This window comes from Phaeovulum sp. W22_SRMD_FR3 (assembly GCF_052113705.1).
In the GTDB taxonomy this organism is placed as follows: Bacteria; Pseudomonadota; Alphaproteobacteria; order Rhodobacterales; family Rhodobacteraceae; genus JBGQOG01.
On the sequence record NZ_JBGQOG010000005.1, the window covers coordinates 211,558 to 238,341 of the forward strand.

Genomic DNA, 26,784 nt, shown 5'->3' on the forward strand with positions numbered 1-26,784 from the left:
GGTGGCGAATTTCCGAACCGTGATGTTTGTATATTGATTTTCAATGGAAAAGCCCAGTCTGCAAGTGATCGGCCCGAGCAAATTCGCGGTGCGCGGGGGCGTTGAGGCCGCGGATCCAAACCGTCACCGGCCGGGTTTTTGCCGCGCAATCAGGCATCGTGCGCATGCCACGATCAAAATTATCGAAGTCCGATCAAAGTTTTTTCGATTGGACCCCGGCCCGCGCCTGCGGTCCTCTCGCCCCATGGCCGGAGGCAGTCTCCGGCGGCCTGTCCGGAGAATGCCGATGAAGCTGACCGTCCGTCTTGCCCTGCGCGATTGGGATTATCTGACCCCGCTGTTGCTGGGGGATATCGTCGATCCGCGGATTGATCTGCGGATCGAGCGGGTGGGGACATTGGTCGATGATCTGGCAAGCGACCCCGCCTATGACGGGGCCGAGCTGTCGTTCAGCCGCTATCTGCAGGCGCGCAGCGCGGGGGATGGGCAAGTCCTGGGCGTTCCCTGTTTCCTGATGCGCGGTTTCCGGCACCGCTGCATCCTGACGCTGAAATCCAGCCCGATGACCCGGCTTGAGGATCTGGCGGGCTGCAGGATCGGCGTCACCGGCTGGCAGGACAGCGGCAACACCTGGACGCGCGCGGCATTGGCCGATGCCGGAGTCGGGGTCGAGGACGCGCGCTGGTACGCCGGGCGGCTGACCGCCGCGCATCCGATCACCGACCGGCTGGGCCGCTTTGCCCGCCCCGGCCAGATCGAGGCGCTGGCGGGCGAGCAGCCGATGATGGAGGCGCTGATGGACGGGGGGCTTGACGCGCTGTTTACCCCCTTCATGCCGGTCGGGTTCTTTGCGCCCGACTCGCCTTTCCGTCAGCTGGTCACCGATTTCCGCAGCGCGGAAATCGGCTATTACAGCCGCGTGGGCTATGTGCCGGGGATGCATATCCTCGGGCTGAAGGCAGAGGTGGCGGCGGCGCATCCCTGGTTGGCGGCAGCGCTCAGTGATCTCTACGACCGGTCCTTTGCGATGTGGCAGGAAAAACGCCGCAAATATGCGGAAACCACGCCCTGGATCCTGCAGGACATCGCCTGCGCCGAGGCGCATCTGCGCCCCGATTGGGCGGCCAGCGGATTGGCCGCCAATGCGAAGATGATCGCGGATTTCACGGCGGAAGCGCTGGGGCAGGGGCTGATCGCGCGCCATCTGACCGCCGGGGAAATTTTCCCCGCCGATGCCGCGGCCCTCGCGGCCTGACGGCAGATCCCCTAAAACCGGCCTAAAGGCAGCAGAAAGGCACGCAGCATGACCGAGATTGACCGACCGGCACTGGAGGCGGCGCTTGCCGCGCTGCCCGATCTTTTCACCGGGCCGGGGGGCGTCGCAGGCGTGGTGTTCGAGGGGCAGGTGATTGCCGCCCATGCCTGGGGCTACGCCGATCTGGCGCGGCGTCTGCCGATGTCGGCGACGCTGCGGCTGCCGATCTGCTCGATCACCAAGCAGTTCACCTGCGGGCTTTTCCTGGAGCTGCCCGGCGACCGGGCGCGGCAACAGGCGGTGATCGACGGCTATCTGCCCAATCTGACCGGGCCGCGCCCGACCTTGGAGCATCTGTGCCACAACCAATCGGGCCTGCGCGATTACTGGGCGATGACCGTTTTGCAGGGCGCGCAGACCGAGGATGTCTTTGGCCCCGAAATGTCGCTTCCCGCGCTGGCTGAGACGCGGAGCACGCATTTCACCCCCGGCAGCCACTATTCCTACAGCAACGGCAATTTCCGTCTGCTGGGCGAAATGCTGGAGGAAACCACGGGGCGGTCGCTTGATGAGCTTCTCTCCGCACGGCTCTTTGCACCCGCCGGGATGGAAACGGCGGGGTTGAACGCCGACACCAGCCACCCCGCGGATGGTGTGGTGGGCTATGAGGGCAGCGCAGCTCTGGGCTATTTCCCGGCGCGGAACCGCATCTATTGGACGGGCGATGCCGGGATGGCCGCCAGCCTGCACGACATGCTGGCCTGGGAGCGTTGGATCGACCAGAGCCGCGACGCAGCCGACGGGCTCTATGCCCGGATGAGCGCGCCGCAGCAGTTCAGCGATGGGCGGCCCGCGCGCTATGGCTACGGGCTGCGCCACGATCAGATCGCCGGATTGCGGGTGACCGGGCATGGCGGCGCATTGCGCGGCTTTCGCGCGCAACGCTTTCACGCGGCGGCGGCGCGGCTGTCGGTCGTCGTGCTTTTCAACCACGAGGCCAGCGCCTACAGCGCCGCCGAAAGCCTGATGCGCGCGGCCTTGGGTCAGAGCGCACCGCCGCCGGGGGAGGTGCCGGGGCCGGAATGGGCGGGCAGCTACTGGGATGCCGAGACCGGGCTTTTGTTGCGCGTGGCGCCGCAGGGGCACGGGGTGCAGGCGCGCTATGGCACCGTGCCAGACCAGATGCGGCTGGAGAGCGAGACGCTGGCCGTCAGCGCCGAAATGACGCTGGAGCGCGGGCAGGGCGGCATGATGCTGCGGCGTCCGGGGGACAATCTGGCGGGGCTGGTGCCGCGCGTCACCGGCCCCGCGCAGACCGATATTGCCGGGCTTTATGCCTGCGGCGAGATCACCGGAGAGATGGAGATCACCGAGCGTGGCGGGGTTTTCTACGCCGGTTTCAAGGGCTTGCTGGGGCAGGGCGCGATGGAGCGGCTGACCCCGGTTGCGGCAGATCTTTGGGTGATGGCCTGTCGGCGCACGCTGGATGCCCCCGCGCCGGGCGACTGGACGCTGCGCTTCCACCGGGATGCTTCCGGGGCGATTGCGGGGCTGACCATTGGTTGCTGGCTGGCGCGAAAGGTGCCCTATCGGCGGGTCGGCTGAGCCTTGGCTAGAGGCGGCGCACGCCCGCCGCATCAAGGGCGTGCAGCAGCCTGCCTTGGGGCGGCTGATCGCTGATCAACAGGTCGATCTCGGCCAGTTCGCAAATGGGAAAGGCGGCGTGACGGTCGAATTTCGTGGCATCCGCCAGCAAGATCCGCTGGCCCGCCCGCGCGGCCATCGCCCGGGCGACCTGCGCCTCGTCGAAATCGGCATCCATCGCGCCCGCCGGGGCCAGCGCCGCGAGGGTCAGCACCGCGAAATCCGCCTGGAACCCGGCGATTTGTGTCAGGGCCAGCGGTCCGAGGGTCTGCCCATTGTCGGGGCCGAACCGCCCGCCGAGCAGGTAAATCTCGGAGCCGCCCGCGCCCATCACCTGCGCGATCCGCAGCGCATTGGTGATCACCCGCAGGCCGCCGCGCGGGGCCAGTGCTTCGGCCGCGGCCAAGGTCGTGCTGCCGGTGTCCATGAAGAGGGTGGCGCCCACAGGCACTTCCGCCACCAGTTTCTGTGCGATCTGCGCCTTGGCGGCGGCATTCTCGGCCATCCGCTGCTGAAAACTGGCCTCCACCGTCAGCCGCGGGCGGGCCGCACCGCCATGCACCTTGGTCACCAGCCCCGCCTGCGCCAACAGCCCCAGATCGCGGCGGATGGTCTCCGGCGAGACGTCGAAAGCCGCGGCCAAAGCCTCAACCGTGGCGGCGCCTTCGGCGCTGATCCTGTCGGCAATCCGCGCCTGTCGTGCTCTGGGTTTCATCCGGGCCTCCGCCAATCCGGGGCCGATGGTCGGATTTTTGGGCGGTTTTCGCAAGAATTTTCTACCGAACGGAAATTTAATTGACCGAACGGGCATTATTCGCAAGGCTGCGACTCATCAGATGCAGGAGTGGATGATGGCGGAACAGGCGGCCCCGGCGCGCGGGGCGTATGATGTGGCCATCATCGGCGCGGGTGTCGTGGGCTGTGCGGTGGCGCGTCGGCTGACGCTTTCGGGCGCAAGGGTGGTGGTGCTGGAAAAGGCGGCGGATGTGCTCGACGGCGCTTCCAAGGGCAACAGCGCGATCCTGCACACCGGCTTTGACGCGCCGACCGGCTCGCTGGAGGCGGCCTGTGTCGCGGCGGGCCATGCAGAATATCTCGAGATCCGGGCGCGGCTCAACCTGCCGCTGATCCGTGCGGGTGCACTGGTGCTCGCCTGGACGGAGGAGGAACTGGCGCAACTGCCCGGCCTGATGGCGCAGGCGCGGGCGAATGCGGTGGAGGATCTGGAGGAACTGGGGCCAGAGGCGCTGCTGCGTCTGGAACCGGCGTTGAACCCGGCGGTGCGCGGGGGCTTTCGGGTGCCCCGCGAATATCTGATCGACCCCTGGTCGGCGCCGCAGGGTTATCTGATGCAAGCCTTGGTGAACGGCGCAGAAATGCGGCGCGATTGCCCGGTGACGGCGGGGATTTTCGACGGCGAACGCTGGCACCTGACAACGCCGCAGGGCCCGGTGCAGGCGCGGCAGGTGATCAATGCGGCGGGGCTTTATGGCGACCGGGTGGAGGCCATGCTGACCGGCACCGCCAGCTTTGAGATCCGCCCGCGCAAGGGGCAGTTCGTGGTCTATGACAAATCCGCCGCCGCGCTGGCCAGGCATATCCTGCTGCCGGTCCCCAGCGCCACGACCAAGGGCATCGTGGTCTGCCGCACAGCCTTTGGCAATTTGCTGGTCGGCCCGACGGCCGAGGAACAGCCCGAGCGAGACCGCGCCGATCTGGTGCCGGAAACGCTGGCGGCATTGCAGCGGCGGGGGGCAGAGATCCTGCCCGGTCTCGCGGGGCATGAGGTGACGGCGATCTATGCCGGGCTGCGGCCCGCGAGCGACGAAAAGCACTACCGGATCCGGCATGAACCGGGGATGCACTATCTCGGCCTTGGCGGCATCCGCTCCACCGGTCTGAGTGCGGCCCTGGGGCTGGCGCAGCATGTGGCGGGGCTTTTGCCGGGCTTTGGCGGGCCGCTGACCGATCCGGTCTGGCCGCAGATGCCGATGCTGGCCGAGGGCGAGGTGCGCGACTGGCAGCGCCCCGGCCATGGCGGCATCCTGTGCCATTGCGAGCTGGTGACCCGGCGAGAGGTGGCGGCGGCGCTTGAGGGGCCGCTCGCCGCCCGCAGCTTGGCGGGGCTCAAGCGGCGCACGCGGGTGACGATGGGGCGCTGTCAGGGGTTCTATTGCACCGGTGCCTTGGCCGAGATGACCGAGGGGCGCTTGGCGCAGCCGATGCTGGGCGGGGAGGGCGCGATATGACGCTGCCAGAGAGGGCGGATGTGGTCATTGTCGGCGGCGGTCCGGCAGGGCTGGCGGCGGCCATCCAGCTGCGGGCGCAGGGCCACAGCGTGGTGGTGCTGGAGCGCGAGGCCGAGGCGGGCGGCATTCCGCGCCATTGCGGGCATTATCCCTTTGGCATGCGGGAGTTTCAGCGCCTGATGCGCGGGCCTGCCTATGCGGCGCGGCTGGTGGCAGAGGCGCGGGCGGCGGGGGTGCTGGTGGCCACCCGCACCACGGTGACCGCACTGCATCCGGGGCCGCGCCTAAGCGTAACCACGCCGGAGGGGCCCTCTGAGATCGGCGCGCGGCGCGTGCTTCTGGCGACGGGTCTGCGCGAAAGCAGCCGCGCCGCGCGCGGGATCGGCGGCAGCAAACCTGGCGGCGTGCTCTCCACCGGGGCGCTGCAACAGCTGGTCTATCTGCCGCAAAGCCACGGCCTGCCGCGCCCCTACCTGCAGCCGGTCATTCTGGGCAGCGAGATGGTGGCGTTCTCCGCGCTGCTCACCTGCCGCCATGCCGGGATCCGCCCGCGGGCGATGATCGAGCCGGGCAGCCGCGTCACCGCCCGCTGGCCCGCGCCGCTCTTGCCGCGCGCGTTGGGGGTGCCGCTGCATCTGGAAACCGCGCTTGTCGCCATCCATGGCAGGCATCAGGTCGAGGGGGTGACCCTGCGCCACCGGGGGACGGAGCGGACCCTGCCCTGCGACGGCGTGATCATCAGCGGAAAGTTTCGTCCCGAGGCAAGCCTGATCCGCGCCAGCCATCTGCGCTTTGACCCGGCCTCGGGCGGGCCGGAGGTGGATCAATACGGGCGCTGCTCGGATCCGGGTTACTTCGCGGCGGGCAATCTGTTGCACCCGGTCGAGACGGCGGGCTGGTGCTGGGCCGAGGGGCGGCGTGTGGCGGCGGCGCTGGCCGCGAGCCTGTCGGGCGCGCTGCCGGATGCGGATGTGGCACAGCATATCCGTGCGGCCGGGGCGCTGGCCTATCTGGTGCCGCAACGGCGGGTGCCGATGGTGCCGGGGGTGCCGGTGGCGCTCGCGCCGCAGCTGCGGGCGGCGGCGGAGATGCGGGGGCGGCTGGTCCTGCGGCAGGCGGGGGCCGAGATCGCGGCGCAGGCGATGACCGCGCGTCCCGAGCGGCGGCTGCATCTCAAGCCCGGGTTGCTGGCGGCGGCGGGGCCGGGGGATTTCGACCTTGCGCTGGAGGCAGAGACATGAAGCTTTTGGCATTGGATCAGGGCACCACCAGCACCCGCGCGGTGCTGCTGACGCCCGATGGGCGGGCCGAAGTGCTGGCGAGCCTGACGCACCGCCAGCTCTATCCGCAACCCGGCTGGGTGGAGCATGATCCGCAGGAACTTCTCTCCCATCTCAGGGCCTGTCTTGCGGCGGGGATCTCGGCGGGGGCGGGCGCGGTGGGGCTGGCCAATCAGGGCGAAAGCTGTCTGGGCTGGGATGCGGAGAGCGGGGTGCCGGTGGGGCCGGTGATCGTCTGGCAAGACAGCCGCACAGCGGATGTCATTGCGGAGATGGCGGCGGCGGGGTTGGGGCCGGAGGTGATGGCGCGGGCGGGGCTGCCGCTGGATGCCTATTTCTCGGCGGCAAAGCTCGGTTGGATCCTGCGGCACAACCCGGCGGCGGCGGCGCTGGCGGCGCGGGGGCGGCTTTGCCTTGGCACCACCGACGCCTGGTTCCGCTGGCAGCTGACCGGGCGGTTCGAGACCGATGTCACCACTGCCGCGCGGACCTCGCTGATGAACCTCGCGACCTGCGAGTGGGACCCGGAACTCTGTCGGATTTTTGATGTGCCGTTGCAGGCCTTGCCGCGGATCACCGCCTCCAGTGGCGATCTGGGCGCGCTTGCGCCGGGCCTGCCGCTGGCCGCCAGCCTCACCGATCAGCAGGCGGCGCTGTTCGGGCATGGCTGCCGGGCGCCGGGGGATGCCAAGGTGACCTTTGGCACCGGGGCCTTTGCCCTGGCCGTCACCGAAAAGCCGCTTGCGCCCTGCGAGGGGCCTTTGCAAACGCTGGCCTGGCAGCGCGCGGGCCAGGCACCGGTCTATGCGCTGGATGCCGGGGTGACCACAGCGGCGGCGGCAGTCAATTGGGCGCGCGATCTGGGGCTGTTCAAAACCTTCAGCGAGATCAACCAGTTCGAAGCGCCCGCCGCGATTGGCCGCGGGTTGGTCTTTGTGCCGGCGCTGGCGGGGCTCGGCTGTCCGCATTGGGACCGCAGCGCGCGCGGCGGTTGGCTGGGCATGACGCTGGCCACCGCGCCGCGCGATCTGATGCAGGCGCTGCTTGAGGGCGTCGCGCTGCGCATGGCCGAGGCGCTGGCGGCCATTGCGGCGGTGCAGCCACTGACCGGGCCGATCTCGGTCGACGGGGGGATGGCGGCCAATGGCTATATGATGCAGTTTCTGGCCGATTGCAGCGGGCATGCGCTGGTGCTCTCGGATCAGAATGAGCGCACGGCGATTGGCGTGGCCCTCATGGCGGGCGAGGTGACGGGAGAGGTGCCGCCTGTGCAGGAAGTGACCCGGCGGATAGATCCGCAACGGGACGGGCGCGTCTGGCGCGCCCGCTTTGCACAGGCGCGCGGATTGATCCAGCGCTGGGGGGCGGATCTGGAACCGGCGGTGCAATCGGGGGTCTGAGGGCGGCGCCGCCCCGCAGCGGGCATCACCGCATCAGGGCCCTCAGCGCGGCGCGGTCGACTTTTGACGCGTGACGGCGGTCCATCGGTATTTCGGCCAGCACGGTCACGGTGCAAATGCCCATGGCGCGCGCCTTTCGCTGCCAATCGGGCAGATGACGTTCGGCGCCTGCAATCACCAGACAGGGGCCGTCCTCTGCGCTGACAAAGGCGCATTGCGCGACCCCCTCCCAGCCATGCGCGGCCACCTCGACGGCGAAGGGAAACACCGGCCCGCCCGGCATCTCAACCTCTGACCCCATCCGCCCGAGCAGCCACAGACGCCCCTGCGTGTCGAGCGATCCCGCATCCCCCGTCCGGTGCCAGATCACGGCGCCCTCACGGATCTTGTTGTCGATGTCATGCCGGGGGTCGAGATAGCCGTTGTTCACATGCGCCCCGGCCACCTGAATTTCCCCCCCCACAAGGCGCAGTTGCAGGCCCGGCACCGGATGGCCCACCAGCAAACCATGCCCGGCGGTCATTCGGGCGAGGTCATCGTCGGTGATCTCTGCCGCGTCCAGATGCGCAATCGGCTCGGCCTCGGTCGAGCCATAGACGCACATCCGCGTCAGCCCCGGTTTCGCCGCCGCCATCTTGGCCAGGGTATCCGGAAACACCGGGCCGCCGCCGGTAAAGACGCTGTGGAGCCCGGCGGGAACCGGGGCCATCGCCAGCTTTTCGCACAGCGACGGGGGGATCAGGGCGCGGGTGACCTGCTGGCGTTGCATCCAGTCGGCCATCGCTGCGGGGGACAGTGAGGCCAGACGTGACATCTTCCAGTTGGGCAGGACCGATGTTTGGCCACTGGCGATGTTGATCAGCACAAACACCGGAAACGCGACCAGATCACGCTCGGCCGCCGCGCTGTGCAACAGGGGGGCGATGGCCTGATGTTGCGCGTTCAGGAAGCCGTGGCTGCGCGCAATGGCCTTGGGCGCGCCACTGGTGCCCGAGGTGAAGGAAATCAGCGCGATGTCATGCGCGGCCGGGGGCGCAAGATCCGGCGCGGCGCCCGCCCGGCTGCGCAGGGGCAAGGGGCGCAGGCGCCACAGGGCGGGCAGCAGGTATCTGAGCAGGCCATACGGCCCCGCGCTGCAATAGGCCACCGCCCCCACGGTTTTCGCGGCATGGCGCAGCCCGGCCAGCCCCATCGCAGGCTCGGGCAGCACCGCCGTTGCCCCAACTGCCCACAGCGCCGCGAGGCTGGCGTAAAGATCGGCATTGAGGGGCATCGCCACCAGCACGCGGTCCCCTTTTTGCACGCCCCGCATCTGCCAGAACCGCGCCAGGCCCTGCGCCCGCGCCTGCAGCTGCGCAAAGGTCGTTTCACGGCCGCTGCCATCCACAATCGCCACCCGCTGCGGGTGCCGCGCCACGGCTGCCGCGAAATTCCCGAGCAGGCTAGCCATCCAGTTTGCGCCCGAAAAGCCCATAGGCCCGGAACACCTCGGCCCCTTCCGAGGCGCTGCGCAGGGCAGAGAGGTTGTCGTCATGGATCAGCGCATGGATGGCGGTTGCATAGCCCGCCGCGGCGGCGGCCTTGTGAAAGGCATAGGCCATATGCTGCCCGGCCCCGCGCGCGAGGCTGGCATAGGTTTTCAGGATCACGCCGGACGGGCTTGGCCCCTCGGCGTAATTCGGGGTGCCGAAGAGAAACCCCGCCAGCGATGCATCCGGCCTGCGGGCGAAAAAGATCAGCTCGCGCTTCAGCATCGGCACCAGTGGCATGTACATCGCCAGAAAAGCCGCGCGGCTGATCGGCTTGTAAAAAGCGTTTTGTGAAAAGGCGCTACAGGAGAGGTCATAGACCTGATGGAACAGCGCCTCGGGGTCGCTGCCATCCCAGGTCTCGACCGTGAAATCGGTGGTGGCGGGCGGTGCCGTCAGCGCGGTCTGCGCCAACGGAACGCGTGCCGAAAAATAGCTGCTGATCTGGCGGAAGCCCGCCGCCTTGACCACCGCAAGCCCGATGTCATTCGGCGCAGGCTCGAGCAAGAACGCCGGGCTGCCATCGGTTCTGGTGACGAAGCGATAGCTGTGCCAGGTGTCGCCATCCATCGGACCGATGATCTGCCGCAGCCCCTGCGCCCGTGCAGATGCGATTGCCTGCGCCAGAACCTCGGCCCCGGCGGCCGCGGTTTTACAGCTGAACGCCCCGAAGGTGGCAGCCGGGGCGCCCTCCCACGCAGGGCCGTCCGGATAGAGGGTGAGGCGTGCGCCCTCGGTTTTGAAAACCTGTTCTGTCATAGTGATCCCCCTGCAACAGCCATGGCGTAAAGATAGGCCGGCACCGGCACCGCCAGCGACAGCAGAGTCACCTTGAGCATGCGCCGCGCCGCAAAAGCCTTTGGCGACAGCGTCGGAAGAAGGGCGCTCAGCGCCAGACAGGCGATGACCCCGGGCCACATCGGGCCGTTCCAGTTCGTGCCCGCGGGGTTCAGGCCGATCACCCCGGCGCGGATCAGGCAGGCCCCGCCCAGAAGGCAGAGCAGGGTGCCGATCTGCCGCGCGCGCGGTTGCGGGGTCAGCGCGAGCGCGCCGAGCGCGGTCGTCATCGCCATGGTGATCATGCCATAAAAGGAAATTGCGTTGTAGCCGGTGGCATCACCAAGCGTCCAGGCGCCAAAACTGACCAGCGCCAGACTTGCAACAACGTCCAGATCCGGGAATGCGCTGTCACCCGGCGCCGTCGTCCGGCTCCAGACATGGGCGGCCAGAGTGCAGATCGGAAAGACGGCATTTTGCCAGTCGATCACCGCCAGCAGCAGGAATACCGCCGTCACATAGACGCGCGCCGCATGATGGGTCAGGCCGATTTTCGGCGCGATGCGTTTGAAGGCAAGGATGGTGCCCGCGAAAATGGCGGCAAGGATCATGAGATCCGCCAGCGGATCCGCGGCATGGACCGACAGAAAGATCAGCAGGCCCATCGGCAGGAACAGGTTGTCAAAACCGCGCCAGCTGACCGCCTCGACAAAGGTGCCAAAGGCCGCCACCATGAGCGACAGCACGAGGATATTCACAGGCGCAAAGGGGGTCATCAGCATCAGGCAGATGACCGAGATCAGAAGGGTGACGGCGAAAAAGACAGTGCTGCCCTCAACGCTCTTCTGGCCTTCCTCCACCGCGAAGAACCGCGTGCCATAGGTGCTGCCCGCCAAGGCCGCCATCGCATCCGCCAGGGTGAGCACCGCCAGCGGCAGGACATAAAGATAGAGCTGATCGCCCGCGAAAAACAGACAAAGCCCGACCGAGACCGCCAGCAGGAGATCGCCATAAGAGGTCCGTTTGACCCCATGCAGCGTCGTGCCCAGCCCCGAATTGGGCAGCCGCAGCACCAGCATCACCCCCAGCGTCACGGCCAAAAGCGCGTAGATCGGCCAGCGGTCCGGAAACAGCCAGGGCAAGAGGATGGCATAGATGCCGGTGCCGATATGCACGATTTTGCGTTGCAGCTCGCTGCCGATGCCCCAGCGCGGCGCGAGGGCGCGGACAATCGCCATCAACCCCAAGAGTACCGCGACCGAGCCGAGCGCCAGCGCCATTTGCAGCGCGGCACTCACCCCTGCACCTCTTCCACCACGAAATCGGAGTAGAAGAATGCCTTGTCGACGGCCTTCAGCCTTTCCTCGACCCCGGTCAGGGTGGTCACCCGCGCGGCATGGGCGGCGGGCACCCGGCGCGGCGCCATCATGTTCCAATAGACCAGCCGCGCCCCCGGCGATGCGGCGTTCACAATGGTGCCATAGACCGAGGCGAAAACCTCGGGCGACATATATTCAAAGATATCCGAGAGGTTGAACCCGTCGGCTTTTTCCCCGGTCGAGACAAAAGCCTCAAGCGAGCCGGGGCGGATGTCGAGACGGTCGAGCCGCGCCCGGATCGTGTCAAAATGCTCGGCCCGCCAGGTCATCGGCAGGGCGGCACCGTGTGTGCCCTTCATGATCCAGTGCAGATAGGGGTTATCCGCCGGATCGCAGGTGACGGCGGCATGGCGAATGCGCCGCGCCACATGCTGCGCCGGGCTGCCCGCGACATGGTCAAAAAACGCCTTGTCCCGGCCCATCCGCCCCATGACAAAGCGCGAGAAAAAGGCGTTCAGCAAGAGCCGCCAGCGCCAGGTATTGAAACGCTTGTCCAGAAAGGCCTGACGTTCGGGCAGGGGCCGCGAGACGAAGATCGCATCGATGGTCTTTGGCGCATGCACCAGCGGCAAGAGGCGGGTGCGGAAGGTGCGGAAATAGCGCTCGAATTTGCCGACGCCGCCCGCCCCGTGCAGCGCCACCTCTCCGGCGAGGTTGTCCCACAAGGCGCGGGTCTCCGCATCGGCGCCGGTCAGCGCCTGCGCCATCAATGCCCTGCGCCTTGTGCTGGGGCGCGCGCCCATCAGCTCCAGAAACTCGGGATGGGTGAGGTGCCGGAACGCGCCGATCCGCAGGTTCAGGCAGGCGATCTGCGCCGGGGAGAGGTCGACCACCACCACTTTCGCCGGGTCCAATGTCAGCATCGCCAGCGCATTGTCGCCCGCCGCGCAGATCGACACCAGAGTGCCGCCCCGGCAATCGCCCAAGGCCTGCGTCAGAACATCGGCATCCTCCCACAATTGGGCATAGCGGATGTGATCAAAGGCGGCTTTCGCCGCAATCTCAGAGCTTTGCATCGGTCTTCTCTACCCGCCCCGTGGCCCCGTCGACGGCAATCATTTCGCCATCCCTGATCCAATCAGTCGCACCTTTCAGCCCGACGACGCAAGGGATGCCCAATTCGCGCGCCACAATGGCGGAATGCGACAAGAGCGAGCCGCGCTCGACCACGATCGCGGAGGCGTTGCAAAAGACCGCGATCCAGCCGGGGTCGGTGTGGCGCGCCACCAGAATATCGCCGGGCGTCAGCGTCTCGGTCCGCGGATCGCGGATCACCCGGGCGCGGGCGGTGACCCGGCCGGCAGAGCAGCCCGTTGCCACCCGATGTGTTGCGGCATCCTGTGCGGTGGCGGTCGTCTCCCACAGGGGGGCAATCGCCGGGCCGCGCAGTTCGATGCGTTCGGGCGGATCGGGGCGCAGCGCCGCTGCGGCATCCTCGGCACGGCGCAGCGCAACGAGGGATTTCAGGTCCGGCGACAGGCCCGCGCCCTCCACCGCGCCCAATGCCTCCTCCACGGTCAGAAAGAAAATGTCCCGCGGCGCCGCAATCAGGCCGCGCGCGGCGAACTCGCGCCCCAGCGCCAGAAACACCCGCCTTGTGTAGCCAAAGATCCGGGTCCGCTCAAAACGCAGGTTCTCGCGGTCGCGCACGCGGGCCTTGGTCCAGGACATCAGGGCTTTGGCCAGCCGCCGCCGGACCGGGCTTTTGGGAAAGAGGCGCGTCCAATCGGGATCGGGCATGTGCGGCGCTGCCGGGGTGGCAACGCCGCGCGTGGCCGAGGCCACAATCGCCTGAATGAGGCTCGTGGGGTCCTCGCCGAGCGGAATGCTTTCCAGCTTCAGCTCTTCGGTACAGCGGTCGCCGAATTTCGCCAGATAGCTCTGCACCTCCGCCATGATCGCGGGATGCCCCGTCAGCGCCGCCAGCCCCGCCTCCCGCAGCGCTTCGGTGAGGCCCGCCGCCGCCACCATCTGCCCGATCCTGCCGATGCGTTGCGCGGGTTCGGCCGAGATGATGTCGCCCTGACCGATCATCAGGTCATTGTGCAGGGCCAGCCCGGCAGGCCCCAGCCATTTCCCCATCAGATTGCGCGAGGCGCCAAAGGCGATCATGCAAAGGAAATCATTGACCAAAGGCGCGTCCCAGCGGTCCAGAAGCGTGCTCTCGATCCGCCGGTATTCCGCCGCGAGCGCGGTGGGCCCGGCGGTGTCGGTGTCCAGCCCGCTGTTCAGCGCGGCATTGAGCCGCCCGTAAAACCGCGCCCGGGTGCGGGGCAGGCGCAGCGCCTGCCAGAGCAGATTGCCGCCGACCCGGGCCAGTTTCAGATATTCCCGCCCGCGCGCCAGCCCGTGTGCCGGGGGCGGGCCGATGGCATCGGTCACCTCGGCGGGCATGGGGGTCGCCACCCCCATCATGGTTTCCATATAGGCCCGGTTCAGCGAAAACCCGGGCAAGAGCGCCAGCGCCCGGTACCAGTTGACCAGATTGTAATAGACCCGCCCGTCCACCCGGCCGAGCATATTGCCAAAGACCGGGGCATTGGCGGCGATGGTGGGCTCGGGCACCCCCAAGAGCGCCACAAAGGCGATGTAAACCCTTGTATAGACGTGAACGGCAAAGGAATAGGTCAGCGGGCTGACCATGCCGGGATAGCTTTCGACGATGTTGGAATTGTCAAAGATGGTCAGGGCGGTATCGGCTTGCGGTGCGGGCAGCAGCGGCGTGGTGATCGGGCGTGATTGCAGGATGTGCAGGCCCGTGGCGTCAAAGGCCCATTCGATGTCCTGCGGCGCGCCAAAGGCCGCCTCGGCCCGGCGGGCGAGCGCTGCGACCTCTTGCGCCTGCGCGGGGGTGAGGACCTTTGGGGCCTCGGGGCCGGAGAGGGTGGTGCCGATGCGCCAGTCCTCGCCATCCGCCTCGCCCGAAACCAGCCGCTCTCCCAGCCCCGCAATGGCCGAGAGGACGACAACGCCGCGCTGCCCGGTGACCGGATCGGCGGAAAAGGCCACGCCTGCGGCCTGAGCGTCGATCATCCTTTGCACGATGACGGCGGGGCCTTCGGCGGTACTGCCGGAGGTCATCTTGCGATAGGTCGCAACCCCCTCGGCAAAGCCCGAGCGCCAGACCTTCTCTGCCGCCTGCCAGACATCGGGCGCCGCGACATTCAGCAGCGTCTCGAATTGGCCCGCATGGCTGTGGGCGGCGCCGTCTTCCTGACGGGCCGAGCTGCGCACCGCAAAGGGGCCATCGCCCAGTGTGGCCAGCGCGGCGTCCAGCCCGTCGCAGGGGTGGCTTTCGGCAAATGCCTCGGCGCGGATCACGAAAAAGGCGGGCGGGTGAAAGCCGAAACCTGCCAGCCGGGCGAGTGCTGCGGCCTTGCCGCCGACCTGATCCACCTGCAGAGCTGCCGCTTGCGGCACGAGATAGGACATCAGAAAACCCTCATCAGAGCCGGGGCCAATCCGGCCAGCGCGTAGCAGGCAAAGACCCAAAGTCCGGCGATGCTGTCCATGCGCTTTTCGGCCTGTGCCGTGGGGGATTTGGCGTACAGAGCCGCGCTGGCCGCGCAGCAGGCCACGCCGATGCCGCCGAGGATCAGGCTGAGCAGCGCTGTGCCGGTTGCCACCCCCAGCGCCAGCAGAAATGCAAAGGAGAGTGCCACCGAACCCGTCCAGATCAGCGCGGCTTTACGCGGCCCCCAAAGCGCGGAATAGGTCTCGACCCCGGCGATTTCATGCGCGGGCGACCAGAGCTTGCGGCCAATCTCCAGCACGCAGCCATTCACAAAGGAGAGGGTCAGAAACAGCCAGAGGCCGGGCGCGACCCCACCGCCGGGCAGCCATTCCAGCCCGGTCAGGAGGAGATCAATCAGCGGCATGATTGCCATATGGCTGATGAGATAGAGCAGCGGGCGCGCCTTGAGCCAACTGGGGGCGCCAAACTCGGCCGTCATCGCGGCCAGCCAGGCCCAGACGAGCGCCAGCAGCCACAGAACCGGTGGATACCAGGCCCAGGCCACCAGCGCCGTCAGCGGCAGCGAGGCCGCCCCGAGCGCGAGGATCTGGCGCAGCGACACGAGGCCGCGCGGGATCGGGCGGTCCGGGCGAAAGCGCCGGTCATCCTCGCGATCCTTGTATTCATCGCAGACGCGCATCTGGAAAAACACCAGCATGGCAATGAGGAACCCCGCCAGAAAGGCGCCGGCGCCCGGCAGGGGTCGCCCGGCCAGTACGGCGGGCACACAAAGGCTTGCGGCGGAAAACACCGCCAGCAGCGGCGCGGTTTTCGCCAGCGGAAACCGCTCGCGCTGATAGGTCCAGAGGGCGGAAAGGCTCATCTGTGGCGCGCCAGATTTTCATGGGCGCGGCTGAAATGCCCTGCCGCAATCGCGGCCACAATCGAAATCTCACCGCACAGACAGGTGGCCGCCACCACCTCGGCCAGAGCGGCAGCCTTGCCCGCGCCCTTCAGCCCCAGCACATTCAGCCCCGCAGACTGGCTGGGCAGCCCGGTGCCGCCGCCCACGGACCCCACAAGGATATTGGGGAGCGTCACCGAGCAAAAGAGATCCTCGCCCCGCGCCTCCATCCGGGTGATGCCGACGGCACTTTCGGCCACGCAGGCCGCATCCTGCCCGGTCGCGAGATAGAGTGCCGCCAGACCATTGGCGAAATGCGCCTGCGCCCCCAATTGCCCCGAGAGATGCGCGCCGAGATTGGCCACCTGACCATAATCGAGCATCGCCTGCACATTGGTCCCCAGCGTCTTTTGCACCACCGCAGCGGGCAGGGTGACCGAGGCGCTGACCTTGCGCCCGCGCCCGGTCACCAACCCCAGAAACGAGGCCTTCTTGTCGCCCGAGAAATTCCCCTCGATATACCAGGCCTTCATCGGCACCGGACAATCCGCCACAATCGCATGGCACAAGGCATCGGTGGCAATTGTCACCATATTCTGCCCCGCCGCGTCACCCGTGGTGTAGCGGCAGATCAGAAAGACGACATTGTTGTCGATGATCGGCTCGACCGAGGTCAGCTTGCCATAGCGGGTGGTCGCCTCGGCGGCGGTCTTCAGCGCCTCGATGTGGCGCACGGTCCATTCCACGAACTGACCCGCCGTCAGCAGGCTGTCAAAAACGAAAGCGGGGGTGCGGATCACCCCTTCATAGAGGAGCGCCGTGCTGATCCCCCCCGCTTTCGTTGCCGCATAGGCGCCGCGCGCATAGGAGGCGACCAGCGCCGCTTCGGTCGTGGCCATCGGCACATGATAATCGCCCTGCGCGTTCAATCCGTTGATCCGCAAGGGGCCAATGATCCCCACCGGGATCTTCACCGTGCCAATGAAATTCTCAATATTCGCGCTGAACCGGTCGGGGTTTTCCAGCGTCAGCGGATCGGCCAGCGCGTCCTGATCGGCCTGCGAGGCGGTTTCGCGCAGCCGGGTCCAGTATTTCGCAACCGAGGCCAGACTGGCCGTGCGGACCGGGCGCAGCGTGGTGAACTCGGCATCGCTCGGCAACATCTGGGGCCCCGCGCCCGAGTCAAACCGTGCACGCGCCTTTTTCAACATCTCAATGACATACGAGGGAATTGTCATCTGCGGGCTCCGGCTCTAGTTTCAAGGCGCTGGCCCGATAACATGTCAACATACTGCCAAAGCGCAAGGACAACCGATGGATCGCAGGCTGAAGCACCGCTGGAGCGTCGGGCATAATTACCTGACTGGTATCACCTTTGGGAAATGGTGCAAGCTTCTGGCGCAAAACAATTTTCGCATCTCGCCAGCCTATCTGCACCGCGCGGCGGTCATCACAGTGGCCAGCCTCTCGAACTCGGTCTGCGCCATGGTGGAAAACGCCCGCCATGGCGCGGCGGTTGCGCAGGTGGAGATCACCCGGCCGCCGCTCTTCGTGCTCGGCCATTGGCGCAGCGGCACCACTTTGCTGCATGAATTGCTGGCGCAGGATACCGCGCAGTTCCAGTTTCCCAACACCTATCAAGTGGTGAATCCCTACACGTTTCTTACCACCGAAGGCTTTGCCACCCGCGCCTTTCGCTGGATGCTGCCCGAGCGGCGGCCGATGGACAATATGGCGCTGAAATTCACCTCGCCGCAGGAGGATGAGTTTGCGCCTTTGCTGATGACGCTCACCTCGCTCTATCTCGGGATCAGCTTTCCCGAGCGTATGGCGCATTATGACCGCTATATGAGTTTTCGCGGTGTTGATCCCGCCGAGGTTGATGCCTGGAAGGCGGCCTTCGTGACGTTTTGCAAGAAACTCTCGCTGCACGATTCCCGGGCGCTGTTGATCAAGTCGCCGCCGCATACCGCCCGCATCCGCACCATTCTGGAGATGTTTCCAGAGGCGCGTTTCGTGCATGTCCACCGTGACCCCTACCGGGTGTTTCAGTCGCAGCGGCATTTCTTTGATACGGCGGGATGGTACACCTATTTGCAACGTCCCGATCTCGCGGCGATAGATGAGGGGACCCTGCGGCGGCATGAGGTGATGTACGACGCCTATTACGAGGATCTGCCGCTGGTCGCCAAGGACCGCATCATCGACATTCGTTTTGACGACCTGGAGGCGGATCCGGTGGGCGAGATGGCCAAGGTTTATGCGCATCTCGCGCTGGACGGGTTCGCAGCTTTTGAGCAGAAGCTGCGCCACTATGTGGACAGCCTGAGCGGCTACCAAAAGAACGATTTCACCGAACTGGACGCCGCCACAAAGGCCATCGTTGCCGCCCGCTGGGCGCGGAGTTTCAAGGCGGGGAACTACCCGATATGACGCGCGCCCCGGGGCCGAAGGGCAGCGCAATCTGGGGATCTCTGGCCGCGTTCAAGGCGGATCCGCTGGCGTGCCTGACGCAGGCCGCCCGCGATCATGGCGATGTGGTGCGGCTGCGGTTTGGTCCGGTGACCGCGCATCTGATCAACCGGCCCGACCTTGTCGAACAGGTTCTGTCGCGCAACGGCGCCAATTACGACAAGGCCACCCGCAGTGCCCGCCGGATTGCGGCGGCCACCGGCAACAGCCTGCTCTCGGCAGATCACGTGGCATGGCAGCGCCACCGGCGCCTGATCCAGCCCGCCTTTCAGCCGCGCCGGTTCGCGGCGATTGGCCCGGTGATTGACACGCTGCTCGATCCGATGCTGGAGCGGTGGCGGCAGCGGGGCACCATCGATATTGTTGATGAGATGATGCAGCTCGTCATTGCGGCCGCGATCAAAATCTTGTTCTCCGCCGATATTGATGCCGGACGGTTCAATGCCTGCCTTGCCGTCTTGCTGGCCGACACCTGGCGGCGGATTGAAGCACCGGTTGATGCTTCGATGCTCTCGCCCCGTCTGCACAGACCGGCGTTCAAAGCGGCTGTTGCCGAGGTGAATGCCATTGTCTTCGATCTGATCCAGAACCGGCGGCGCGCGGCGCATCGTCCCGATGATGTGCTGACGGACCTTCTGGCCGCGCATGAGGCCGGGGGCGACATCCATCTGAGCGATCAGGAATTGCGCGACGCCGCCCTGACGCTGCTGCTCGCGGGGCATGAAACCACGGCCACCGCCCTGGCCTGGTCCTTTGTCCACAGCGCGGGCGCGGATGGGGAAACGGCTGATCCCGCCCATATTTTCGCCGAGAGCCTACGGCTGCATCCGTCGATCTGGGTGATTGAGCGGCGGGTGATCGCGGGTGACACCCTCGGCGGCTATGACATTCCGCGCGGCAGTTCGGTGCTGATATCGCCCTGGTTGCTGCACCGGCATCCGGGTTTCTGGACGGATCCGTCGCGGTTCGATCCGTCGCGTTTCGCGCACCACACACCACGCCCGCGCGATGCCTATCTGCCGTTTGGATTGGGCCAGCACCGCTGTGTGGGGCTGCATCTGGCCAGCACAATGGCCACGCATATCATCACGCGCGTTTATGCCCGGTTCAGGTTGCATCTGATGCCGGGGCAGACGTTGGACGAGACCGCTGAAATCACCCTGCGCCCCACAACGGCGATCCGGATGCGGGTTGAAGACCGCCCATTGTGATCTGCGCCAAAGCACCGCGCGGCACCATCCGCAACCGGGCGAGCCTTACGCAGGCACTGCCCGGAAGCCGTCAGGCACACCCGCGGCAATCTGTTGCACGCCGCCTAGGAATCCAGCCGCATCTCGCGGATCAGCCGGTTCACGATGTCGCAGACAAAACTCTTGGCCGGATTGATGCCCGATGTCGCCGAGACCAGGGTGCCGATCTTCATGTCAATCAGCCCTTCGTGCAGCAGGGGGATGAACTTCAACTGCTGCTCCTCAATCTCTCTGCTGAAGCCGATCTTCGTGTAGATGCCGATACCCTGATTTTCGAGGATCATCTGTTTGGCGATGAACAGCGTGTTGGTGAACACATGCGTCGAGAGCGGCGAGGCCAGATTTGACACCATCTGATCGATGATCGAATTGCGCCCGCGCGCGTCGATGGTGCGGACAAGCCGGTAATGCTGAATGTCATCCAAAGTGACACTGTTGCGCTCGGCCAGAGGGTGATCGGGGCGCAGGATCACGCCAAAGGGCGCCGACTTTTCCGAATTCACCCGGATGTCGGGATGGATGTCGATCAGGAAGGTCACCCCCACATCCGCAGCCCCGCCCGCGACCGCCCGCATCACCTCATCGGGCTGCGCGGTGGTGATCGAGATCGAGATGTCGGGATAGGTTTTGCTGAACTGCTGCAGGGCCTGCGGCAGGATGCCGTAGGCGACCGAGTCGATGGTGGCGATGTTGATATGCCCGGTGCGCAGGTCGCGCATGTCGTCGATCAGAATGCGCGTCCGCTCGTAATCGTGCAGGGTCTTGCGGCAATGTTCCAGCAAGATGGCGCCGATGCTGGTCAGGTCGACCCCCTCGGGCGTCCTGTCAAAAAGAGAGACGCCAAGCTGTCTTTCCACGCTCAGAATCTTGCGGTTCACCGAGGTAGATGACACGTTCAGCAGCGTCGAAGCCTTGCGAATGGAGCGGTGACGGGCCACTTCGTCGAAATATTTCAAGAAGATGGAATGCATGCGCCGCTCCTGTGATGGGGTTGTGCGAAAAACGCACCACTGTTGGCAACTATTGATCCTTCCCGCATCGCGTTTTGCTGACCTAGTGTCAATGCAAGGGAGCGAAAAAGCTTCGACTGCAAAAAAGTCGACAACCAACCGGAGAGTGAAATGAAAGATGCCGTGCCGAGCCGTTACAGCCGTCGATCTCTGTTGAAAACCTTCGGGGCGGGCGCGGGTCTGGCCTGTGCCGGGACCTTCGTCGGGATCACCCAAGCCCGCGCCAATGACAGCTATGAGGTGACCTTGCAGCTGGGCTGGCTCGCCAGCAATGGCATTCTGGGCGAGTTGGTTGCCGATGAGAAGGGCTTTTTCGCCGAGGAAGGCCTGACGCTGACGGTGGTGCCGGGCGGGCCCAATATTGACGGTGTGGCCTCGGTTGCCTCTGGCCGGGCCAATCTCGGCTCGATCTCCTCCAGCCCGTCGCTGATGCTGGCGCGCTCAGCCGGACTGCCGATCAAATGCATTGCCGCGGGTTTTCAGCAGCATCCGTTCACCTATTTCTCGCTCAAGAGCAAACCGGTGACCAAGCCGCAGGATCTGATCGGCAAGAAGGTGGCGACGAATGGCACCGCGCGGATCCTGCTGCGGGCGCTCTTGGCCAAGAACGGCATTTCCGAGGATGAAGTGGAAGTGCTGGTGATGGGGGCGGATATGGCGCCGCTGATGACCGGGCAGGTGGATGTGGTGACCGGCTGGAACACCAACACCAGCGCGCTGTCGATCCTCGGCGATCAGCGGGTGGATCTGTCGCTCTGGGATGCGGGCATCCAGCTTTACGCCAACCCCTATTACGTCACCGACAGCACGCTCGCCGAGCACCCCGAGCAGGTTGCCGCAATGATCCGCGCGATCTCAAAGGGCTGGGGCTATGCTTATGAAAACCGCAAGGAAGCGGTGGAAATCTTGCTCAAGCGCTACCCGAACATGGACCTGCAGAATGAGCTCGATACCGTCGATCTTTTGATGGATTATTCGTTCAACCCGAACACGGCCGCCAAGGGCTGGGGCACGATGACCGCCGAGAACTGGCAGGCGCAGATCGACATTTATGCGCAGCTGGGCCAGTTCGAGGGCACGGTGCCCGCGGTGTCCGATGTGATGACGTTGTCGGTGCTGGACGCCACCGCGGGCGCGCGCCCGACCTATGGGTGAGGCAGAGATGACCATCCGCCAAGAAATCACCCCGGGATCTGCCGCCTCGGCGGCAGGCGTCCCCGCCGCCGCCTTGACCGACGCTTCGGTCAAGTTCGGGCGCTTCACGGCCATCGACGGCCTGTCGATCACCATCGAGCAGGGGGCGTTCTACACGATCCTCGGCCCCTCCGGCTGCGGCAAATCCACCCTGCTGCGGCTGGTCTCCGACCTCATTCCGGCGGCCTCGGGCAAGGTCTCGATCTTTGGCAAATCCACCGAAGAGGCGCGGCTGGCACGGGAATTTGCCTTTGTGTTTCAGGATGCAACCCTGCTGCCCTGGCGCTCGGCGCTCAAAAATGTCGAGCTGCCGCTGGAAATCGGGCGGCGGCGGGGGGTGAAAATTCCGGTGGGTGACCGCAGCCCGCGTGAATTGCTCAAGCTGGTGGGTCTCGGCGGGCGCGAGGATGCGCTGCCGCATGAACTGTCCGGCGGCATGCGTCAGCGGGTGGCGATTGCCCGGGCGCTGGTCTGTCAGCCCAAGCTTTTGCTGATGGATGAGCCGTTCGGCGCCCTGGATGAGATGACGCGCGATCACCTGAACCTGCAGTTGTTGCAGATCTGGAAGGAAACCGGCACCACCATCCTCTTCGTCACCCATTCGATCCCGGAGGCGGTGTTTCTGGGGCAAAAGGTCTTGATGCTGAAGGCAAATCCGGGCCGCCTGCGTGAGGTTGTCGATATTGATCTGCCGCATCCGCGCGGGCTTGATCTGCGCGACACCCCGGAATTCACCCGCTATTCCGCCTATCTGCGCAAACTTCTGGAGACATGCTGATGGCTGCTGTCGATAACCTGCCCCCCTCGCGCCAGATCATTGATGAAGAGCGCGTGGCGGCGCGGCGCAAGAAAATGATCGCCGTTGGCGTGCCGGTGGTGACCGCCGTCCTGCTGGTGCTGATCTGGCAACTGGGCGTGAAATTCTTCGGCGTGCCGACCTATATCGCCCCAGCCCCCACCGATGTCGTGGCCACCTTCGGCGACAAATTCCCGATCCTGCTGACCAATTTCTGGCCGACGTTTTTCGAAAGCGTGCTGGGCTTTGTGGTCGGCAATGTCAGCGCGGTGATCATTGCCGTGGCCTTCGTGCACAGCCGGATGATCGAGCGTGCTTTCTTTCCGATCGCCGTCTTTATCAACACCATCCCGATCCTGGCGATTGCGCCGATCCTGGTGTTGATCCTCGGCCCGGGCCTCAGCGCCAAGGTGGTGATCGCGGCGCTGATCTGTTTCTTCCCGACGCTGGTCAACATGGTGCGCGGCCTGCAAGCGGTCAGCCCGCAGGCGCTGGAATTGGCCCGCATCCTCTCGGCCTCCAAAGCCGAGGTGTTCTGGAAGATCCGGCTGCCCTCGTCACTGCCCTTCCTGTTCTCGGCGCTGAAAATCGCGGCCACCACATGTGTGATCGGCGCGATTGTCGGGGAATGGGTCGGGGCGGATGTCGGGCTTGGGGCGCTGATCCTCGATGCCACGTTCAACTTCAACTCGCCGCTCCTCTACGCGACGGTCTTCATGTCCTCGGGTCTGTCGGTCCTGCTCTTTGCAGCGGTCTCGATTGTCGAGCGGCTGGTGGTGCGCTGGTAGTCTAAAAAACTGAATTCAATATCGAAATGCGCTTCTTGAGATCAGGGTCTCAGCCGCGCTGCGAGAGGAGTATGCCTGATGGCTGCGCAAATCAAAGAGTATATTCAATCCCGGCAGGAACAGGTGCCCGTCGTCGCCCACAGCGATGTGGTGGTGATCGGGGCGGGCCCGGCAGGGGTGTCGGCGGCGGTGTCGGCGGCGCGCAACGGCTGCTCGGTCACGCTGTTGGAACGCTATCACCACATGGGCGGCATGGCCTCGGGTGGCATGGTGCTGGTGCTGGATGACATGGTCAATGCCGGCGCCGAGATCGTCACCACCGGCATTGTCAGCGAATATGTCGAGCGGATGGCCAAGCAGGACGGCGCGGTGTTTCCGCCGCCGCAGGACTGCCTGACCAATTGGGAGATGTGGCAGAAATGGTCGCGCTGGGGCTGCATCGACTTTCACGCGACCGGCATGCCGCAGCCGATCATCCATGCGGTTGCCTTTGACCCGGATGCCTGGAAACGGGTCAGCCTCGATTTGGTCACCCAAAGCGGGATCAACCTGCGTCTGCATTCCTGGTTCTCGGAAGCGCTGGTGGAAGGCAACAAGATCACCGGCGTGATTTGCCAGACCAAGCTCGGCCGTCAGGCGATCCGCGCGGATATGGTCATTGACGCCAGCGGCGATCTGGATGTGGCCGCGTCAGCGGGGGCCTCGTTCATCGAGGGGCAGTATATCGTCACCACCGTCTTCCGGCTCTGCGATGTCGATACCGACAAGGCCGAGGCCTATGAATATGCCAACCCCGAGGCCTATAAAAAGCTCGACCGCGAGGCGCGGCGGGTGATTGGCGGCGCCTGGGGCATGTGGTGGCTGAAGACGCCGCTGCCGGGTATTGTCTGGTGCAACTGCCCGCATATGCCCGGATATGACGGCCTCTCGCCCGAACATATGGTGGCCGCCGAAATCGAAGGCCGCGAGCGGATGATGCGCCTGCTGGCTTTTGCCCGCGCCAATATTCCGGGCTTTGAGAATGCCAAGATGCTGGGCGCGGCCGAGCAGATGGGTGTGCGCCAGACCCGCCTCTTGCAGGGCGAATATGTGGTGACGAAAGAGGATGTGAAAAGCCGCCGCCATTTTGCGGATTCGGTCTGCCGCGGGCGCGATTACTACACCCCCTACCGTGCCCTGCTGCCCAAGGGCATCGACAATCTGATCGTGGCGGGCCGTCATTATTCGGTTGAAAGCGAAGCACAGAAAATGTCGCGCGAAATTCCGCCCTGTATGGCGCAGGGCGAGGCCGCGGGCGTGGCCGTCGCGCTCGCGCTGAATGGCAACACGGCGCTGCGCGATGTCGATGTGAAACGGATCCAGCAACAGATGCGCGCCCAGGGGGCAGACCCCGGCGACATCCCTTCGGCCAATGCTTTGGTCGACACGAAAATTGACGCATAGGAGGCGATGATGCCGAACACTACCCTTCCGCTTGCCGGCATTCGTGTCATTGATTTCACCCAAGTGATGCTGGGGCCCTGCGCCACGCAGATGCTGGCCGATTTCGGCGCGGATGTGATCAAGGTGGAGCGCCCCGGTGCGGGCGACCTCTCGCGCAGTTTCTATGGCGAAACCTCGGAGGCGGCGCTGAACAACGCGGTCTTTGCCTCGCTCAACCGCAACAAACGCTCGATCGAGATTGATACGAAAAGCGCGCAGGGCAAAGAGATGGTCTATGACCTCGTGCGCCATGCCGATGTGATCGTGGACAATTTCCGGGCGGGGGTGATGGACCGCCTCGGCTTTGGCTATGAGCGTCTGCGGGCGATCAATCCGGGCATCATTTGCGCCTCGGGCACCGGGTTTGGCGCGACGGGGCCCTATGCGCATAAGGGCGGGCAGGATGTTCTGGCCCAGGCGATGAGCGGCGTGATGGACAAACGCTCGGACCCGTCGATCCCGAAATCGATCTATCCGACCACGTTGTGCGACTATACCGCCGGGATGCATTTGGTGCAGGGCATTCTGGCGGCGCTGCTCGCGCGGGCGAAATCGGGGCAGGGGCAGCAGGTCAGCGTCTCGCTTTATGACTCGATGATCGCGATGCAGATGCAGGAAGCGGCACAATGGAATGTGCATGGCGAGGTGCTGAATTGGGCCGCGATGCCGCTGACCGGGGTGTTTGACACCACCGACGGCGCGCTGGTGGTGGTGGGCGCGTTCAAGACCAATCCCTTGCGCGACATCTGCACGGCGCTGGGGATTGAGGATCTCTCGCCCGCCTATCCGACCCTCGCCATCCAGCGGGCGAACAAGCCCTATCTGCAGGGCGTGTTCCGCGAACATTTTGCCACCAACACCACCGACCATTGGCTGGAACGGCTGGAGGGGCAGGATCTGTTGTGCGCGCCCGTCCGCTCCCTCGATGTGGCGCTCGCGGATCCGCAGACGGCGATCAACGGCATGCTGGTCGAGATCGATCACCCGATCCTTGGGGGGATCACGCTGGTCGGCTCTCCCGTGCATCTGAGCGAGGCGCCGATGACGATCCGGCATGCGCCGCCGCGTCTGGGCGAGCATACCGATGAAATCATTGCAGAGTTCAATCTGGGTGCCGCACCGGAGAGGGCAGCGGGATGAGCGTGCGGTTCACCGTCAGCGATCACGTCGCCCGCGTCACCATTGACCGGGCCGAGCGGATGAATGCGGTGGATGCCGCGACCGAGGCGGCGCTTGACCGGATCTGGGCCGAGATCGAGGCGCGCGACGATATCCGCTGCATCGTGCTGACCGGGGCGGGAGAGCGCGCCTTCAGCGCCGGGGCGGATCTGAAGTCTGACAGCGGCAAATCCGGGCTGGAATATTGGGCCGCGCTCAATCCCAACGGCTTTGGCGGGATTTCCCTGCGCACCAGTCTGACGGTGCCGGTGATCGCCCGGGTGAACGGGCTGGCGTTGGGGGGTGGCATGGAGATGGTGCTGGGCGCGGATATCGTGATTGCCGCCGACACCGCCCGCTTTGGTCTTCCCGAGGCGAAGGTGGGCCGCCTGCCGCTGGACGGCGGCATGGTGGCGCTGCAACGGCTGATCCCGCGCAACATTGCCAATGGGTTGATGATGACCGGGCGGATGCTCTCGGCGGCGGATGCGCATGCCTATGGCCTCGTGAACGCCGTGGTGCCCGCCGCGCAGCTGGATGCCGAGGTGGATGCCTGGGTGGCGGATATCCTCGCCTGCGCGCCACTCTCGGTGGCGGCGATCAAGCAGACCGTGCGCCAGACCGGGCATCTGACCCCGCAAGAGGCCCGCGCGCTGCAGATCCCCGCGCTGATGGCGGCGCTCTCATCCGAGGATTCCGATGAAGGCGTTGCCGCCTTCCGGGAAAAGCGCGCCCCCGTCTGGCGCGGGAAATAGCGGAGGCG

At 65.7% G+C, this 26,784-nt stretch carries 22 protein-coding genes; 13 read left to right on the forward strand and 9 right to left on the reverse strand.

The annotated features are described in order from the left end of the window. The first annotated feature begins 286 nt into the window (after positions 1–286). Complete coding sequence (locus ACEN2S_RS09045; RefSeq protein WP_441865225.1) at positions 287–1,255, forward strand: nitrate ABC transporter substrate-binding protein; 969 nt, start codon at positions 287–289, stop codon at positions 1,253–1,255. 48 nt (positions 1,256–1,303) lie between these two features. After that, positions 1,304–2,860: a D-aminopeptidase gene (locus tag ACEN2S_RS09050; RefSeq protein WP_441865228.1), complete on the forward strand. Its 1,557-nt coding sequence runs from the start codon at positions 1,304–1,306 to the stop codon at positions 2,858–2,860. 7 nt (positions 2,861–2,867) lie between these two features. Here ACEN2S_RS09050 and ACEN2S_RS09055 read toward each other — a convergent pair whose 3' ends face one another. Continuing rightward, positions 2,868–3,614 (reverse strand): DeoR/GlpR family DNA-binding transcription regulator, encoded by a 747-nt coding sequence (locus ACEN2S_RS09055; RefSeq protein ID WP_441865231.1) that lies wholly within the window; start codon positions 3,612–3,614, stop codon positions 2,868–2,870. A gap of 136 nt (positions 3,615–3,750) precedes the next feature. Between ACEN2S_RS09055 and ACEN2S_RS09060 the strand changes: the two genes are divergently transcribed. Genes ACEN2S_RS09060 through ACEN2S_RS09070 form a run of 3 tightly spaced genes read left to right on the forward strand, consistent with a single transcriptional unit; the run spans position 3,751 to position 7,828 of the window. Continuing rightward, positions 3,751–5,148, forward strand: coding sequence for an NAD(P)/FAD-dependent oxidoreductase (locus ACEN2S_RS09060; protein WP_441865233.1), 1,398 nt, complete (start codon positions 3,751–3,753; stop codon positions 5,146–5,148). Next, complete coding sequence (locus ACEN2S_RS09065) at positions 5,145–6,389, forward strand: NAD(P)/FAD-dependent oxidoreductase (protein WP_441865236.1); 1,245 nt, start codon at positions 5,145–5,147, stop codon at positions 6,387–6,389. Before ACEN2S_RS09060 ends, ACEN2S_RS09065 begins: the two co-directional genes overlap by 4 nt. Beyond that, the gene (locus ACEN2S_RS09070) at positions 6,386–7,828 is read left to right on the forward strand and encodes an FGGY family carbohydrate kinase (RefSeq protein ID WP_441865239.1); all 1,443 of its coding nucleotides are present in this window, start codon (positions 6,386–6,388) and stop codon (positions 7,826–7,828) included. The genes ACEN2S_RS09065 and ACEN2S_RS09070 overlap by 4 nt, the downstream gene beginning before the upstream one ends. A gap of 25 nt (positions 7,829–7,853) precedes the next feature. Here ACEN2S_RS09070 and ACEN2S_RS09075 read toward each other — a convergent pair whose 3' ends face one another. The 7 genes from ACEN2S_RS09075 to ACEN2S_RS09105 are packed head-to-tail and all read right to left on the reverse strand — an operon-like array spanning position 7,854 to position 17,109. Beyond that, positions 7,854–9,278 (reverse strand): AMP-binding protein, encoded by a 1,425-nt coding sequence (locus ACEN2S_RS09075; RefSeq protein ID WP_441865242.1) that lies wholly within the window; start codon positions 9,276–9,278, stop codon positions 7,854–7,856. Further along, positions 9,271–10,116, reverse strand: coding sequence for a hypothetical protein (locus tag ACEN2S_RS09080; RefSeq protein ID WP_441865245.1), 846 nt, complete (start codon positions 10,114–10,116; stop codon positions 9,271–9,273). Before ACEN2S_RS09080 ends, ACEN2S_RS09075 begins: the two co-directional genes overlap by 8 nt. Continuing rightward, positions 10,113–11,432, reverse strand: coding sequence for a diacylglycerol/polyprenol kinase family protein (locus ACEN2S_RS09085; protein WP_441865248.1), 1,320 nt, complete (start codon positions 11,430–11,432; stop codon positions 10,113–10,115). Before ACEN2S_RS09085 ends, ACEN2S_RS09080 begins: the two co-directional genes overlap by 4 nt. Next, positions 11,429–12,529 carry a DUF3419 family protein gene (locus tag ACEN2S_RS09090; RefSeq protein ID WP_441865251.1) on the reverse strand — a complete coding sequence of 367 codons (1,101 nt, stop codon included), beginning with the start codon at positions 12,527–12,529 and terminating at the stop codon, positions 11,429–11,431. The genes ACEN2S_RS09085 and ACEN2S_RS09090 overlap by 4 nt, the downstream gene beginning before the upstream one ends. Continuing rightward, positions 12,516–14,945, reverse strand: coding sequence for a PEP/pyruvate-binding domain-containing protein (locus tag ACEN2S_RS09095; RefSeq protein WP_441865254.1), 2,430 nt, complete (start codon positions 14,943–14,945; stop codon positions 12,516–12,518). The genes ACEN2S_RS09090 and ACEN2S_RS09095 overlap by 14 nt, the downstream gene beginning before the upstream one ends. Then, complete coding sequence (locus ACEN2S_RS09100; protein WP_441865256.1) at positions 14,945–15,850, reverse strand: UbiA family prenyltransferase; 906 nt, start codon at positions 15,848–15,850, stop codon at positions 14,945–14,947. The genes ACEN2S_RS09095 and ACEN2S_RS09100 overlap by 1 nt, the downstream gene beginning before the upstream one ends. Beyond that, positions 15,847–17,109 (reverse strand): hydroxymethylglutaryl-CoA reductase, encoded by a 1,263-nt coding sequence (locus ACEN2S_RS09105; RefSeq protein WP_441865259.1) that lies wholly within the window; start codon positions 17,107–17,109, stop codon positions 15,847–15,849. The genes ACEN2S_RS09100 and ACEN2S_RS09105 overlap by 4 nt, the downstream gene beginning before the upstream one ends. A 76-nt stretch (positions 17,110–17,185) precedes the next feature. Here ACEN2S_RS09105 and ACEN2S_RS09110 point away from each other — a divergent pair, with 76 nt between their 5' ends. Both ACEN2S_RS09110 and ACEN2S_RS09115 read left to right on the forward strand, forming a co-directional pair. Next, positions 17,186–18,304 carry a sulfotransferase family protein gene (locus ACEN2S_RS09110; RefSeq protein WP_441865262.1) on the forward strand — a complete coding sequence of 373 codons (1,119 nt, stop codon included), beginning with the start codon at positions 17,186–17,188 and terminating at the stop codon, positions 18,302–18,304. Next, on the forward strand, positions 18,301–19,554 hold the full coding sequence (locus tag ACEN2S_RS09115) for a cytochrome P450 (RefSeq protein WP_441865265.1): 1,254 nt from the start codon (positions 18,301–18,303) through the stop codon (positions 19,552–19,554). The genes ACEN2S_RS09110 and ACEN2S_RS09115 overlap by 4 nt, the downstream gene beginning before the upstream one ends. Positions 19,555–19,658: 104 nt before the next feature. Here ACEN2S_RS09115 and ACEN2S_RS09120 read toward each other — a convergent pair whose 3' ends face one another. After that, a complete protein-coding gene (locus ACEN2S_RS09120) occupies positions 19,659–20,564 on the reverse strand; it encodes a LysR family transcriptional regulator (protein WP_441865268.1) in 906 nt (301 codons plus the stop codon). Between the two features lie 150 nt (positions 20,565–20,714). On the opposite strand from ACEN2S_RS09120, the gene ACEN2S_RS09125 reads away from it, so the two are divergent. The 6 genes from ACEN2S_RS09125 (at position 20,715) to ACEN2S_RS09150 (ending at position 26,776) form a co-directional block, all read left to right on the forward strand. Continuing rightward, positions 20,715–21,758 carry an ABC transporter substrate-binding protein gene (locus ACEN2S_RS09125; RefSeq protein ID WP_441865271.1) on the forward strand — a complete coding sequence of 348 codons (1,044 nt, stop codon included), beginning with the start codon at positions 20,715–20,717 and terminating at the stop codon, positions 21,756–21,758. A gap of 7 nt (positions 21,759–21,765) precedes the next feature. Further along, positions 21,766–22,575 (forward strand): ABC transporter ATP-binding protein, encoded by an 810-nt coding sequence (locus ACEN2S_RS09130; protein ID WP_441865273.1) that lies wholly within the window; start codon positions 21,766–21,768, stop codon positions 22,573–22,575. After that, complete coding sequence (locus ACEN2S_RS09135) at positions 22,575–23,381, forward strand: ABC transporter permease (protein WP_441865276.1); 807 nt, start codon at positions 22,575–22,577, stop codon at positions 23,379–23,381. Before ACEN2S_RS09130 ends, ACEN2S_RS09135 begins: the two co-directional genes overlap by 1 nt. A 78-nt stretch (positions 23,382–23,459) precedes the next feature. Further along, a complete protein-coding gene (locus ACEN2S_RS09140) occupies positions 23,460–24,824 on the forward strand; it encodes an FAD-dependent oxidoreductase (protein WP_441865279.1) in 1,365 nt (454 codons plus the stop codon). A 9-nt stretch (positions 24,825–24,833) separates the two neighbouring features. Beyond that, positions 24,834–26,003: a CaiB/BaiF CoA transferase family protein gene (locus tag ACEN2S_RS09145; protein WP_441865282.1), complete on the forward strand. Its 1,170-nt coding sequence runs from the start codon at positions 24,834–24,836 to the stop codon at positions 26,001–26,003. Beyond that, positions 26,000–26,776 (forward strand): enoyl-CoA hydratase-related protein, encoded by a 777-nt coding sequence (locus ACEN2S_RS09150; RefSeq protein WP_441865285.1) that lies wholly within the window; start codon positions 26,000–26,002, stop codon positions 26,774–26,776. Before ACEN2S_RS09145 ends, ACEN2S_RS09150 begins: the two co-directional genes overlap by 4 nt. The last annotated feature ends 8 nt before the right edge of the window (positions 26,777–26,784 follow it).